Annotated in this window: 12 protein-coding genes; 8 read left to right on the top strand and 4 right to left on the bottom strand. The window is 62.0% G+C overall.

Features of this window, described 5'->3' with window-relative positions; translation table 11 throughout:
- Genes exeE through exeC form a run of 3 tightly spaced genes read right to left on the bottom strand, consistent with a single transcriptional unit; the run spans position 1 to position 4,430 of the window.
- Positions 1-1,506 (bottom strand): GspE family T2SS ATPase variant ExeE, encoded by a 1,506-nt coding sequence (exeE, locus tag PG892_RS08725; protein WP_041211720.1) that lies wholly within the window; start codon positions 1,504-1,506, stop codon positions 1-3.
- Complete coding sequence (gene exeD / locus PG892_RS08720) at positions 1,506-3,560, bottom strand: GspD family T2SS secretin variant ExeD (protein WP_010675726.1); 2,055 nt, start codon at positions 3,558-3,560, stop codon at positions 1,506-1,508. The genes exeE and exeD overlap by 1 nt, the downstream gene beginning before the upstream one ends.
- Positions 3,561-3,581: 21 nt before the next feature.
- Entirely contained in the window at positions 3,582-4,430 is an 849-nt protein-coding gene (gene exeC / locus PG892_RS08715) for a GspC family type II secretion system variant ExeC (RefSeq protein WP_270821372.1), read from the bottom strand.
- A 216-nt stretch (positions 4,431-4,646) separates the two neighbouring features.
- Here exeC and hslR point away from each other — a divergent pair, with 216 nt between their 5' ends.
- The 7 genes from hslR (at position 4,647) to PG892_RS08680 (ending at position 11,679) form a co-directional block, all read left to right on the top strand.
- Positions 4,647-5,045: a ribosome-associated heat shock protein Hsp15 gene (hslR, locus tag PG892_RS08710; RefSeq protein ID WP_010675728.1), complete on the top strand. Its 399-nt coding sequence runs from the start codon at positions 4,647-4,649 to the stop codon at positions 5,043-5,045.
- A gap of 104 nt (positions 5,046-5,149) precedes the next feature.
- The gene (gene hslO / locus PG892_RS08705; RefSeq protein ID WP_010675729.1) at positions 5,150-6,034 is read left to right on the top strand and encodes an Hsp33 family molecular chaperone HslO; all 885 of its coding nucleotides are present in this window, start codon (positions 5,150-5,152) and stop codon (positions 6,032-6,034) included.
- Between the two features lie 149 nt (positions 6,035-6,183).
- Positions 6,184-7,809 carry a phosphoenolpyruvate carboxykinase (ATP) gene (gene pckA, locus PG892_RS08700; RefSeq protein ID WP_069784268.1) on the top strand — a complete coding sequence of 542 codons (1,626 nt, stop codon included), beginning with the start codon at positions 6,184-6,186 and terminating at the stop codon, positions 7,807-7,809.
- Positions 7,810-7,982: 173 nt separating this feature from the next.
- Positions 7,983-8,648: a GntR family transcriptional regulator gene (locus PG892_RS08695; RefSeq protein WP_223933115.1), complete on the top strand. Its 666-nt coding sequence runs from the start codon at positions 7,983-7,985 to the stop codon at positions 8,646-8,648.
- Positions 8,649-8,681: 33 nt separating this feature from the next.
- Entirely contained in the window at positions 8,682-10,484 is a 1,803-nt protein-coding gene (locus tag PG892_RS08690) for an aminopeptidase P family protein (protein WP_042014842.1), read from the top strand.
- Between the two features lie 140 nt (positions 10,485-10,624).
- Positions 10,625-11,077, top strand: coding sequence for a GNAT family N-acetyltransferase (locus PG892_RS08685; protein ID WP_010675733.1), 453 nt, complete (start codon positions 10,625-10,627; stop codon positions 11,075-11,077).
- A gap of 131 nt (positions 11,078-11,208) precedes the next feature.
- The gene (locus PG892_RS08680) at positions 11,209-11,679 is read left to right on the top strand and encodes a glycine zipper 2TM domain-containing protein (RefSeq protein ID WP_010675734.1); all 471 of its coding nucleotides are present in this window, start codon (positions 11,209-11,211) and stop codon (positions 11,677-11,679) included.
- Positions 11,680-11,756: 77 nt separating this feature from the next.
- On the opposite strand, the gene PG892_RS08675 is transcribed toward PG892_RS08680, so the two are convergent.
- On the bottom strand, positions 11,757-12,710 hold the full coding sequence (locus tag PG892_RS08675) for a CYTH domain-containing protein (protein ID WP_223933117.1): 954 nt from the start codon (positions 12,708-12,710) through the stop codon (positions 11,757-11,759).
- A gap of 169 nt (positions 12,711-12,879) precedes the next feature.
- On the opposite strand from PG892_RS08675, the gene PG892_RS08670 reads away from it, so the two are divergent.
- Positions 12,880-13,560, top strand: a complete 681-nt coding sequence (locus PG892_RS08670; RefSeq protein ID WP_010675736.1) for a TIGR00153 family protein — start codon at positions 12,880-12,882, stop codon at positions 13,558-13,560.
- Positions 13,561-13,565: the final 5 nt, after the last annotated feature.

The following is a 13,565-nucleotide window of genomic DNA, read 5'->3' as shown; positions in this document are numbered from 1 at the left end:
TCAGTCTTCCCGGGTCACGCGCAGCACCTCTTCGAGGCTGGTCTGCCCCTTGAGCACCTTGTCGATGCCGTCGCGGCGGATGCTGGGGGTGTGACCCCGGATCAGCCGCTCGATGGCGAGCTCGCCGCTGGCGCTGTGGATCGCCTCGCGCACCGCCTCGTCCACCACCACCAGCTCGTGGATGCCGGTCCGGCCGCGATAGCCGGTGTGGTTGCACTGCTCGCAGCCCACCGGACGCCAGATCTGCTGATCCGGCGCAAGCTCGATGCCCATGGCCAGACGCTCCTGCTCGGTGACAGGGTGCGGTGCGCGGCAATCCGGGCAGAGGGTGCGCACCAGCCGCTGGGCCAGTACCGCCAGGAGCGACGAGGAGAGCAGGAAGGGCTCGATCCCCATGTCCCGCATCCGGGTGATGGCGCCGATGGCGGTGTTGGTGTGCAGGGTCGACATCACCAGGTGGCCGGTGAGGGATGCCTGCACCGCGATCTGGGCGGTCTCGAGGTCACGGATTTCCCCCACCATCACCACGTCCGGATCCTGACGCAGAATGGCGCGCAGGCCCCGGGCGAAGGTCATGTCCACCTTGCTGTTGACCTGGGTCTGGCCCACCCCTTCGAGGTCATATTCGATGGGGTCTTCGACGGTCAAGATGTTGCGATCCCGGGAGTTGATCTCCGAGAGGGCCGCATAAAGGGTGGTGGACTTGCCCGAACCGGTCGGGCCCGTCACCAGGATGATGCCGTGGGGCTTGCGAATGAGTTCGCTGATGATGTTGCGGTTGGCCAGTGTCATGCCGAGCTGCTTGAGCTCGAGGCGCACGTTGTTCTTGTCGAGCAGTCGCAATACCACCCGCTCGCCGTAGCTGGAGGGCATGGTGGAGACCCGCACATCCACCGCCCGGCCGCCGATGCGCAGTGAGATGCGGCCATCCTGGGGCACCCGCTTCTCGGCGATGTCCATGCGCGACATGACCTTGATGCGCGACACCAGCAGGGAGGCGAGCTTGCGATGGGGGCGCAGGATCTCCCGCAGCACCCCATCGATGCGAAAACGGATCACCAGGGCCCGCTCGAAGGTCTCGATGTGGATGTCGGACGCCTCTTCTTTTATCGCCTCGCTCAACATGGCATTGATGAGGCGAATGATGGGGGCGTCGTCGTCGGCATCCAGCAGATCCTCGCTCTGGGGCAGCTCTTCGGCCAGGGCAAAGAAGTCCATCTCGTTGCCGAGATCCTCCATCAGCTGACGCGCCTCGGAGGAGTCACGCTGATAGTGGGCCATCAGGAGCGTCTCGAACTCGTCGTTGCCAAGCTGCTCCACCGCGAAGGCACAGCCCGCCACCCGTCGCACCTCCAGCAGGGTCTGGGGGGAGATCCCCTGACGACAGAGCAGCACCGGGGCACCCTGGCGCTCGGTCAGGATGGCCCCGAAGTTGCGGGCAAACGCGAACGGCAGTTCCGGCAGGGGAGCCGGCAGCTCGCTGCCATCGAGCTGGTAGGCGGCCATCAGGGCTTGCTCTGCACGAAGGGCTGCTCCTGCACCTGGGCGCGCACGCCGGTGGCGGTCGCCTGCTGCTGGGCCTGCATTCTCTGGATCTGCTGCTGCACCTCGGGGGACATCATCACGTCCTGGCCATAGGCGGGCAGCACCTGGCGAGCCGGCGAGGTGGCATAGCCCTCTTCCGCAGCCCGGCTCAGCTGTTCGGCCCTGAACAGGGTGTACTTGTTGCTGGAGACTCCGGAGTAGACATTGGCGTCACGCAATATGGTCGGGCGGATGAAGACCATCAGGTTGCGCTTGGCGGTGGAGGTCTTGGAGGAACGGAACAGGTAGCCCAGCACCGGAATGTCCCCGAGCAGGGGCACCTTGGAGATCTGCTCCTGGGTCTGTTCGTCCATCAGGCCGCCCAGCACCACTGTCTCGCCGCTCTTGACCAGCACGGCGTTCTTCACGGTACGGGTATCGAAGGTGGGGCCCAGGTTGGCGGTCCCGGTCGCCTGCTTCTGTGCCACGCTGGAGACTTCCTGCTCGATGTTGAGCAGCACGGAATCTCCTTCGTTGATCTGGGGCGTCACCACCAGCTTGGTCCCCACCGTCTTGCGCTCTATGGTGTTGAACACCTGATCGCTGGTGGTGGAGCTCTGGGAGCCGCTCTGCACCGGCACTTCCTGACCGACGTTGAAGGAGGCCTCCTTGTTGTCCATGGTGACGATGCTCGGGGTGGAGAGGATGTCGTTCTTGCTGTTGGTGGAGAGCGCCGTCACCAGCGCCGCCCAGTCTCCGTGATAGAAGCCTGCCGCCATGCCGCTGAAGCTGCCCGCCAGGGATGACAGGCCGTCGGTGTTGCCGTTGTCTTTGTAATCCTTGGCGGCGATGGCCAGGGAGCCGATGGGCAGACCGGTGTCGGTGAACTGGGTGCCGCCGCCATTGGTGTTGGCCCACTGCACCCCGAGGTTCATGCCGTCACCATCCGATATCTCGACGATGATGGCCTCCACCAGCACCTGGGCACGACGAATGTCGAGCTTGGCGATGACCTGCTCCAGCTCGGCCATCACGTCCGGCTGGGCGGTGATCACCAGGGCATTGGTGGTCTCGTCGGCGGAGATGGCGAGCTGGCCTCCGCCGATGCTGGCGCCGCCCGTGGCCGTGGCAGCCGCCCCGCCCTTCTTGTCGGCGGCGATGCTGGAGCTGACCCCCTTGAGGACGTCCACCAGATCCTTGGCCTTGCCATATTTCAGGTAGAAGACCCGGGTGTTGCCCTGGCTCTGCAGATCCCGGTCGAGCTGGCGCACCATCTGGATGATGCGGGCACGGGCCTTGGGCTCGCCGCTGATGACCACGGAGTTGGTGCGCTCGTCGGCCACCACCTTGGGGGAGAGCAGCAGCGAGGCGTTGGCCCCCTGATTGCTGCCATCCTTGTTGAGGTTGGTCACCAGCCGCACCATCTCGCCGGCGGAGGCGAACTTGAGCTTGATGACGTCCATGTCCTGATCCCCCGCCTTGTCCACCCGGCGAACCACCTCCACCAGGCGGTTGACGACGGCGGCGCGGCCAGTGATGAGCAGCACGTTGGAGGGCTCGTAGTGGACCACGTTGCCGCCGCCGGCGTTGTCGTTGAGCTGACGCAGCAGGGGGGCCAGTTCACGGACCGAGACATTGCGCACCGGTACCACCCGGGTCACCATCTCGTCACCCACGCCGGGGTTGGTGTCATCCACCACGGGGATGGCCGAGGTCTTGGCATCCTTGGAGCGCACTACCTTGAGCACGCCGTTGTTCATGGGCACCACGGCAAAGCCGTAAACGTCGAGCACGCTCAGGAAGAACTGGTAGTACTGATCCTCGTTGAGCAGGTCATAGCTGCGCACGTTGATCTTGCCGCGTACCGATGGCTCTATGATGATGGTTTTGTTCAGGTTCTTGCCGACCGTGTTGATGAACTCCTCGATGTCGGCGTTCTTGAAACTGGCGGAATACTCGGTGGCCCAGGCAGAACCGGCCATCATCAAGGCTGCCGCCATGGTGGCCAGACGCCAGCCCTTCCCTTTATTTGTCATTCTTGGTGCTACTCCAATTCATTATTCTGACAAGCCGACATAGACGTCGTAGAGCTGTCCTTGCCGCTCGACGGTGACGGTCATTTCCGTGGCGCCCGCCACCTGCTGCATCGCCTGCATGGCCTGGGCGCTGTCACGCAGATCCAGGCCGTTGATGCTGACCGCCAGATCGTTGGCGACCAGTCCGAGTTGATTGAACAGTTCCGGATTGCGACCCGGATTGAGGCGATAGCCGGTCATGCGACCGTCCACCCGGACCGGAGAAATATTGAGGTAATCGGTGATCTTGCCCGGGTTGCCCAGCAGTTCGCTGCGCACGGAGGAGAGCCCCTCCTGGCGGGCCGGTTTGGGCAGGGGCTTGCCATACTCCTCCCCGTCCAGCATCAGGGTCTCGTCACGGCCGTCCCGGGCGATGATGACCCGATCGGCAAACACCTGGCGGATCCTGGCCTGGGTACCGTCGATGTAGTCCCCGATGCCGTAAGAGTTCTGTGTCCCGTTGTGGGCGATGATGGCGATGGACTTGGCGGGATCCGAGCTTGCCAGCACCCCGTTGAGCTGGGCGTTGAGCTGGGTTTTCGGGGCATCCGCCGCCACCGTCTCTGCCGCCTTGTCCGCCTGGGGTTGCAGCGCCTTGCCAAAGAGAGAGAGGCGGCTGAGGTTGCCAAGATCGAGGCGATCGCCACCACTCCCCTGCACCGAGGTGACCGAGGGTTGCCAGGGGGTCAGGGGTGCGGGCTGGGCCAGTTCGTACAGGCGCCAGGTGAGCACGGCACACTGCTGGGCCAGCAACAGCAGCAGAAGCCAGAACAGGGGCTGGCTGAAACGGGAAAGTGGCATGGCCTTGCAGCGAGCCAGAAGGGAAGTCAACAAATCATCCCTGAACGGTAGCGTCATCTTTCTCAAAATTGTCTGGCATCCAAGTCGGTTGGCTATTGTGTACGGCAATGGACCCAGAGACAACCGACCGGATGGGACCAAGGGGTGAAAATTCAGTTTCCGTCACACCCGGATGCCCCCTGTTTCTATCCCGGGGCCCGCCTCTGGTATAATCAGGCACCTTTTCAGCCATCCCGGAGCCGATCCATGTCGAATCCAGCACAAAGCAGCACTCAGGTCCGTCTCGACAAGTGGCTGTGGGCCGCCCGCTTTTACAAGACCCGCAGTCTGGCGCGGGATCAGATCGACGGCGGCAAGGTGCACTACAACGGCCAGCGCACCAAGCCGGGCAAGGCGGTCGAGGTCGGCGCCCTGGTGCGATTCTGGCAAGGCCAGGACGAGCGGGAGGTGCGGGTGCTCGAGGTGAGCGAGCAGCGCAAATCCGCCCCGCTGGCCCAGCAACTCTATGAAGAGACAGAGGCCAGCCTGAAGAAACGGGCCGAAAACAGCGAAGCCCGCCGCTTCAACAGCCAGTTTGCCCCAAGCCCGGAGCGCCGACCTGACAAGCAGGAGCGACGCCAGCTTATCCGGGTCAAGCAATCCTAATCCGCGTCTGTGGCCCCTTTATGACGACAGGTGGAGGAATTAGTTCCTAACCACCTGTTTAACAATGTGTTTATTTTTCCCCAAGAACATCCTAGGAAACCATGATGAGTAACCAAGACCTCCTGTATCGCTATCTGTTCGAAGAGTACGAAGTGCGTGGGGAGCTGGTCCAGCTGGATCGTACCTACCGCCACATCATCGACGCCCAGAACTACCCGGTACAGGTGCAGCACCTGCTGGGCGAGCTGCTGGTTGCCACCAGCCTGCTGACCGCCACCCTCAAGTTCGAAGGCTCCATCACGGTGCAGCTGCAGGGGGATGGTCCGGTGCGTCTGGCCGTCATCAACGGCGACAACAACCAGCAATTGCGCGGCGTGGCACGCTATGAAGGGGAATTGCCGACGGACGGCAAGCTGCAAAGCCTGATCGGCAACGGCCATCTGGTCATCACCATCACTCCGGATCAGGGAGAGCGCTATCAGGGCATCATCGCCCTGGAGGCCGACACCCTGGCGGCCTGTCTGGAGCACTACTTCGCCCAGTCCGAACAACTGGCCACCCGCCTCTGGATCCGCACCGGCCACCACGAGGGCGAGCCCCGTGCGGCGGGCATCCTGCTGCAGGAGCTGCCGGCCCAGAGCGAGGATCACAGCGAAGATTTCGACCATCTGGTCCAGCTCACCACCACCATCAAGGACGAAGAGCTGTTCGGTCTGGACGCGGAAGAGATCCTCTACCGCCTCTACCACCAGGACAAGGTACGGGTGTTCGATCCCCAGGCCATCGAGTTCCGCTGCACCTGCTCCCGCGCCCGTTGCGAAGGGGCCTTGCTGCAGATAGACAAGGAGGAAGCGGTATCCATGGTGCAGGAGCTCGGCAAGATCGACATGCACTGCGATTACTGCGGCGCCCACTACGAATTCGACGGGATAGACATCGAAACCCTGTTCAGCAGGGCTCCCGGTAATGATGCAAACCAGTTACACTAATCAAAGGCGGGCAAAACCCGCCTTTAACTTAAATAACAAAAAAATACCCTATTTTATAAAGTTTGATGGCGATCGCTAAAAACTACCACCTAGGTGGTAGCATGAACGTCAGATAGAACCCTACACACCTCTGAACCCAGGAGAATACAATGACAATCGTGGTAGAACCCACCCTGGCCCAACAACTGAAGCTGGACCAATACGGTATCAAAAACAGCCAGGAAATCGTTCGCAACCCCTCCTATGAGCAGCTTTTCGCTGAAGAGACCCGCTCAGACCTTGAGGGCTTCGAGCGTGGCGTCGTCACCGAGCTTGGCGCCGTCAACGTCAACACCGGCATCTTCACCGGCCGCTCCCCTAAAGATAAATATATCGTCAAAGATGCCACTACCCAGGATACTGTGTGGTGGTCTGACCAGGGTAAAAACGATAACAAGGCGATTACCCCGGAAGTGTGGTCACATCTGAAAGGGCTGGTCACCAAACAGCTCTCCGGCAAGCGTCTGTTCGTGGTGGACGGCTTCTGCGGCGCCAACCCGGACACCCGCCTGGCGGTGCGCATCATCACCGAGGTGGCCTGGCAGGCGCACTTCGTGAAGAACATGTTCATCCGCCCGAGCGAAGAGGAGCTGAAGGCCTTCAAACCGGACTTCGTGGTGATGAACGGTGCCAAGTGCACCAACCCGAACTGGAAGGAGCAGGGTCTCAACTCCGAGAACTTCGTCGCCTTCAACATGACCGAGAAGATGCAACTCATCGGCGGCACCTGGTACGGTGGCGAGATGAAGAAGGGCATGTTCTCCATGATGAACTACTTCCTGCCCCTGCGCGGCATCGCCTCCATGCACTGCTCCGCCAACGTGGGCAAGGATGGGGACGTGGCCATCTTCTTCGGCCTCTCCGGCACCGGCAAGACCACCCTCTCCACCGATCCCAAGCGTCAGCTGATCGGCGATGACGAGCACGGCTGGGATGATCACGGCGTGTTCAACTTCGAAGGGGGCTGCTACGCCAAGACCATCAAGCTCTCCGAAGAGGCCGAGCCGGACATCTACCACGCCATCCGCCGCGATGCGCTGCTGGAGAACGTGACCGTGGCCGCCGATGGCACCATCGACTTCGACGACGGTTCCCGCACCGAGAATACCCGGGTCTCCTACCCCATCTATCACATCGACAACATCGTCAAGCCGGTCTCCAAGGCAGGTCACGCCACCAAGGTGATCTTCCTGACCGCAGACGCCTTCGGTGTGCTGCCCCCGGTCGCCAAGCTGACCAAGGAGCAGACCAAGTACCACTTCCTGTCCGGCTTTACCGCCAAGCTGGCCGGTACCGAGCGCGGCATCACAGAGCCGACCCCGACCTTCTCCTCCTGCTTCGGCGCGGCTTTCCTCAGCCTGCACCCGACCAAGTACGGCCAGGAGCTGGTGAAACGGATGGAAGCGGCAGGGGCTGAAGCCTATCTGGTCAACACCGGCTGGAACGGCACCGGCAAGCGGATCTCCATCAAGGATACCCGTGGCATCATCGACGCCATCCTGGATGGTTCCATCGAGAAGGCGCCGACCAAGGTACTGCCGGTGTTCAATCTGGAAGTGCCGACCGAGCTGCCGGGCGTCAACCCCGCCATCCTGGACCCGCGAGACACTTATGCCGACCAGGCCGAGTGGGATGCCAAGGCGGCCGATCTGGCCGGGCGTTTCATCAAGAACTTCGAGCGCTTCACCGACAACGACGAAGGCAAACGCCTGGTCGCGGCGGGCCCGCAGTTGTAAGAAACGCGCCTCGCGTCTCACAATCCCGTACCGGTCAGCCCTGCTGGCCGGTATTTTTTTGGCCGATGCGCGGCATATGGCTCCCGCCAAGCCTTGCCTTGACGGCCCTTGCGCGTTAGATTCAGCCAAACTTTATACAATATACAATTTTGCAACCTGCCCGTGACCCCAGCATGACCCCACCTTACAAGACCCGAACCCAGATGGTGATGGAGAACCTCCGCGGCCGGATATTGCGTGGCGAGTTTGCAGCGGGCGCCCCCCTGCGCCAGGACGCCATCGCCAAGGAGCTGGCGGTGAGCCGTATTCCGGTACGGGAAGCCCTGATGCAACTGGAAGCCCAGGGGCTGGTGAAGTTCGAGGCCCATCGCGGCGCCGTGGTGACCATGCTGGATACCTCAGCCATCGAGGAGCTCTTTTATTTGCGGGCACTGCTCGAAGCCGATACCCTGTTCCACGCCGTCGACCTGATGACGGAGGAGACCTTCGCCCAGGCGCAAGCCATCCTCGCCCAGTTTGATCTGGCGCTGGAGTCTGGCACCCAGATCGAACACTGGGCCGAGTTGAATCACCGCTTTCACGCCACCCTCTACCAGGCAGCCAATCGCCCCCAGGCACTGGAACTGATCGCCCAGATCAATCTGAGCTGCGACCGCTATGTGCGTTTCGAACTGCTGTTCGCCCAGGGCGGCGTGGACAAGGCCGAGCGGGAGCACGCCCGACTCCTTGAACTGTGCCGCGCCCGGCGCAAGCACGAAGCAGTGGTACTGCTCAAGCAACACATCGAGGCGGCAGGCCAGTCGATCAGACAGATCCTGGCAAGCGGCCACCATCAATGAACACTCACATCACCACAAGCTGGCAATAACGACATGAACCATTTCGAGATTATTGAAACCCGCGTCGCCCAGGTCAGGGCCACACTGGCCACGCTGGAGCTGGACGCCTTCATCGTTCCCCACGACGACGAGCATCTGGGGGAGTACATTCCCGCCTATGCCGAGCGGCTGGACTGGATAACGGGTTTCAACGGCTCCGCCGGGCTCGCCATCATCATGGCGCATCGGGCGGCCCTGTTCATCGACGGTCGTTATACCGTGCAGGCGCGCATGCAGGCGCCGGCCGAGCTGTTCGAGTTTCTCCACCTCAATGAAGACCCCCACGTACAGTGGCTGGCGGAGCAGTTGCCCTCAGGCTCCCGGGTCGGCTTCGATGCCCGCCTGCACAGCCTGGCCTGGTATCAGAACGCCAACGCCGTGCTGGCCGATCACGGCATCGAGCTGGTGCGCATCGACGAGAACCCCATCGATCTGCACTGGAGCGATCGTCCCGCTCCGACCAAGAGCCCTGTCATCCTCTACAGCGAGGAGCTGGCGGGCCAGTCCAGCCAGGCCAAGCGCGAAATGCTGGCCAGCGATCTGCGCAAGCGCGGGCTGGATGCGGTGTTGCTGACCCAGGCCGAGCCCATCAACTGGCTGCTCAACCTGCGTGGTCGCGACGTGGAACGCCTGCCGGTGGTGCTGGGCTTTGCGGTGCTCTACGCCAACGCCACCATGGATTTCTTCGTCGATACCGACAAGATCGACTGCTTCGCCTTCAGCCAGCACGTGGGGCAGGATGTCTCCGTCTACCCCATCGACAAGCTGGGTGACGTGTTGCAGCGCATCGGCGAGGATCAGCAGAAGGTGCTGGCCGACCCCAACACCGCCAACGCCTGGACCCAGCTCGTGATGGAAGAGGCGGGCGCCATTCTGGTGGCCGGCCAGGATCCCACCATGCTGCCCAAGGCGTGCAAGAACCCCGTGGAGCTGGCCGGCATGCGTGCCGCCCACCTGCGCGACGGCGTTGCCGTCACCCGCTTCCTGGCCTGGCTGGATCGCCTGATCGCCAGCGGCGAGTTCGACGGTGTGGACGAAGGCACCCTGGCCGACCAGCTGGAAGCCTTCCGCCACGAGCAGGAGCACTATGTGGAGCCGAGCTTCGACACCATCTCGGCACTCGGCCCCAACGCCGCCATGTGCCACTACCGCCACACCAACGGTACCCCGCGCGCCTTCGGCCAGGACAGCATCTATCTGGTGGACTCCGGCGCCCAGTACCTGGACGGCACCACCGACATCACCCGCACCGTCAAGGTGGGTGAGGTAACCGACGAGCACAGAGCCATGTTTACCCGGGTACTGCAGGGTCATATTGCCCTGGATCAGGCCCGCTTCCCCCGTGGCACTGCCGGCATCCAGCTCGACGTGCTGGCCCGCATGCCCCTGTGGCAGGCCGGTTACAACTACGACCATGGCACCGGCCACGGCGTCGGCCACTTCCTCAGCGTGCACGAAGGCCCGCAGCGCATCGCCCCCAAGGGCAGCCTGGTGGCCCTGCAGCCGGGCATGGTGCTCTCCAACGAGCCGGGCTACTACCGGGAAGATGCCTTCGGCATCCGCTGTGAAAACCTGGTGGTGGTGACCGAACAGGAGGCCCGTGGCGAGCTGCCGATGCTGGGCTTCGAGCGACTGACCTATGTGCCGTTCGACATCCGCCTCATCGATCGCAGCCTGCTGAGTCCGGCGGAGTTCCGCTGGATCAACGAATACCATGCGGAGGTCTACCGCCGTCTGAGCCCGCTGCTGGAGGGCGAGGATCTCGCCTGGCTGGAGCAGGCGACCAGCCTCCTCTGATGACACAGGGCCTGCGGGCCCTGTTTCTTTATCCGCGGCATGCCACAAACGCCCCCCCACTTGCATCGACTCCCCGCCCCTTCTACCCTGTGCCTCCTTTTTGGCTGCCCCGCAGCAGAGACCCGATGAGAGGAGCCCCGATGCACTCGTCCCCCGTATTGCGCCTTGCCACCCATACCGACATGCACGCCATCTGGCAGATAGATGCCGATGTCTTCGGCGAGGATGTCTACCCCGGTTTCTTCTTTCGCCAGGCCATGGATCTGTGGCCCGAACTGCTGGTCGTCGCGGAACGGGAAGGCCGGCTGCTGGGCTATGCCCTCGGGGGGCTTGGTCAGGATCGGTCGCAGGGCTGGCTGCTCTCCCTCGCGGTACGCCCCGAAGCGCGCGGCTTCGGCCTGGCCGAGCAAATGATGTTGCAGGTGGAGCAGGGACTGCTGAAACTGGAAGTTGAGCGGGTCAGACTGACCGTTGATCCCGCCAATCCGGCCCAGCGCCTCTACTTCAGGCTGGGTTATCAGCAGTTGGCAGAAGAGAGAGGCTACTTCGGGCCGGGCGAGGATCGCCTGCTGCTGGAAAAAGCCCTGACCTGACCATCCACCACCGGCACGGGAGCCTTCCGGCCACATAATTGGTTACACTTTGCGGGTTTAATGCGCAATCTGGTTGGCGTAAAGTGCAATTCATCACCAGATTAATCCGATGCCCGCCCAGGAGGCCCATCATGTTCAAACGTATTGCTCTCGTCACCCTGCTGGCGGCCACCACCGCCATCACCGGCTGTGCCAACAGCGACGTCTACTCCGGCGATGTCTACACCAAGGATCGCGCCAAGCAGGTACAGACCGTCAGCTATGGCACCATCCTCTCCACCCGCCCCGTCAAGATCCAGGCCGATGAGAACTCCCTGATCGGCACCATTGGCGGCGCCGTGGTCGGCGGCCTGCTCGGCAGCACCATAGGCGGCGGTCGTGGCAGTGACATCGCGGCGGCCGGTGGCGCCATCGCGGGTGCGGCGGCCGGCAAGGCGGCAGGGGACAAACTCAACCAGGTTGACGGGGTCGAGCTCGAGATCAAGAAAGAGAACGGCGAATCCATCGTGGTGGTACAAAAGGCCAGCCCCACCTTTGTGCCTGGCGCCCGGGTCCGCATGACCCAGGGCAACGGCACCATCAACGTGGCCGTGGTGAACTGATAGCGCCGCTCAAGGTGCAACTGCCATAAAAAAGGTGAGCCCGAGCTCACCTTTTTGCGCTCTGCACCACTTAAGATTCACTCCCCCAGATGCAGCCAGGCCGCGATGGACAGCTGCAGGCCCACCAGGTCGGCATGGTGGAAGAGGGCATGCAGTGATGCACGATCCCCGGCCACCTGCATCATCAGACGCTGTTGCGCCTGCAGGCCGGCCAGCCAGGAGGGGGGCACCGTCAGCGTGCCTGCCGCCTCGGCAACCAGGGATATCCCCTCAAGCAGGGCATGCAGCGCCCGTTGTTGTTCGCCAGCATCGCCACTCTCGAGCCAGAGCTGCTCATGATGCTGCCAGTGCTGCATACCCAGGGTAATGCTGGTCTTCTGATCTTTGCCCTCAATCCCTTGCAGGGGCTGCACGGCCAGTGGCTTGCCAAGCCCAGCCAACCTGTATCCGCGCTGCGCCTTGGACTGGGCACCCAGCCGCAATCCTCCCAGCGCCGCCAGCTTGCTCGCCAGGGTGAACAGGGCGCGGGCATCGCCGGATTTCAGCTCCAGCTCCAGCTCGTCGATCCCGGTACGCCCCAGGGCACCGGCAATCTCCCCCTGATCCCAGGCCAGCTCGATCTCGGCATCTCCGAATGCGATCAGCCAGTGCAGGCGCAGGAAATCGGTGCTGAACTGGGCCACCAGACGGCTCTGGAGTTCATCGCGCACCACCAGACTCGGCCAGATATCGGCAGGAAAGGCAGACAGGGTCGGAATGGAGCCCTCCACCGGGGCGTTGTACTCGGGTCTGGCGTGCAATCCGCCCACGACCTGCCCCCGGCACTTGATGGTCTGCTCGGAAAAATCATCGCTGCGACGAATGCGCAACCCCATGTCGAGCCCACGCAAACCCAGATCGGGCGTGTCGAAATAGACGTTGCCAAGAGCGGCTTGATTGGAAGAGATAATCTCTAGTGAATTCAGAATGTTGGAGAGGGATTCTTGAATATTGCTGGTGACGAAAAACTTTATCTCGATCTCAGTTTGCATAGTCATTCCGGGCTGGCGGGCAACTTTGGGGGGCATGTTCAGGGTCGCGAGGATATAATGCCAGCGACAGTTCACGATTAATTCACGGTTTTATTGATGGCACAGTTCGGTTACCATGCGCCCCTCATAAAATCGTATCGAGTGTTTTTTCACCGACACAGGTTTGGCCATGCCAGTAAATACTATTTTGGGTCTTTTTGCCAAGTCCCCCATCAAGCCGCTGCAGAAGCATATCGTCAAGGTTCACGTGTGCTGCGAACAGCTCATTCCCTTCTTTGATGCCGTTGCCGAAGACCGCTGGGAAGATGCCGAGAAGATCCGGCAACAGATCGCCCAGCTGGAAAAAGAAGCGGACATCCTCAAGCGCGAAATCCGCTTGAAACTCCCCCGCGGCCTGTTCCTGCCGGTCGCCCGTACCGATCTGCTGGAGCTCTTGACCCAGCAGGACAAGATTGCCAACCGTGCCAAGGATATTTCCGGCCGCATGCTTGGCCGCAAGATGGAATTCCCCACCGAGATGCGCGCCGATTTCATGGCCTATCTCAAACGCTGTATCGATGCGACCGCCCAAGCCGAAAAAGCCATCGGAGAACTCGATGAGCTGCTCGAAACCGGCTTTAAAGGACGTGAAGTTGAAATGGTTGCCGAGATGATCCACCAGCTGGATCTCATCGAGGACGATACTGACACCATGCAGATCGGGCTGCGCCAACAGCTGCAAGCCGTTGAGCACAAATACAATCCGATCGACGTTATGTTCCTCTACAAGATCCTCGAATGGGTAGGTGACCTGGCTGATCAGGCAGAGCGCGTTGGCGCCCGTCTGGAATTGATGCTGGCTCGTTCGTAATCGAC

The organism is Aeromonas sp. QDB68, assembly GCF_027707405.1.
In the GTDB taxonomy this organism is placed as follows: domain Bacteria; phylum Pseudomonadota; class Gammaproteobacteria; order Enterobacterales; family Aeromonadaceae; genus Aeromonas; species Aeromonas caviae.
The sequence above is the reverse complement of the archived record's forward strand: the minus strand, read 5'-3'. Positions and strand labels throughout refer to the sequence as shown.

Bases quoted from the DNA above. Each gene is read 5' to 3' on its own strand.
- exeE (WP_041211720.1), bottom strand. From the start codon at position 1,506: ATGGCCGCCTACCAGCTCGATGGCAGCGAGCTGCCGGCTCCCCTGCCG.
- exeD (WP_010675726.1), bottom strand. From the start codon at position 3,560: ATGACAAATAAAGGGAAGGGCTGGCGTCTGGCCACCATGGCGGCAGCC.
- hslR (WP_010675728.1), top strand. From the start codon at position 4,647: ATGTCGAATCCAGCACAAAGCAGCACTCAGGTCCGTCTCGACAAGTGG.
- hslO (WP_010675729.1), top strand. From the start codon at position 5,150: ATGAGTAACCAAGACCTCCTGTATCGCTATCTGTTCGAAGAGTACGAA.
- pckA (WP_069784268.1), top strand. From the start codon at position 6,184: ATGACAATCGTGGTAGAACCCACCCTGGCCCAACAACTGAAGCTGGAC.
- PG892_RS08695 (WP_223933115.1), top strand. From the start codon at position 7,983: ATGACCCCACCTTACAAGACCCGAACCCAGATGGTGATGGAGAACCTC.
- PG892_RS08690 (WP_042014842.1), top strand. From the start codon at position 8,682: ATGAACCATTTCGAGATTATTGAAACCCGCGTCGCCCAGGTCAGGGCC.
- PG892_RS08685 (WP_010675733.1), top strand. From the start codon at position 10,625: ATGCACTCGTCCCCCGTATTGCGCCTTGCCACCCATACCGACATGCAC.
- PG892_RS08680 (WP_010675734.1), top strand. From the start codon at position 11,209: ATGTTCAAACGTATTGCTCTCGTCACCCTGCTGGCGGCCACCACCGCC.
- PG892_RS08675 (WP_223933117.1), bottom strand. From the start codon at position 12,710: ATGCAAACTGAGATCGAGATAAAGTTTTTCGTCACCAGCAATATTCAA.
- PG892_RS08670 (WP_010675736.1), top strand. From the start codon at position 12,880: ATGCCAGTAAATACTATTTTGGGTCTTTTTGCCAAGTCCCCCATCAAG.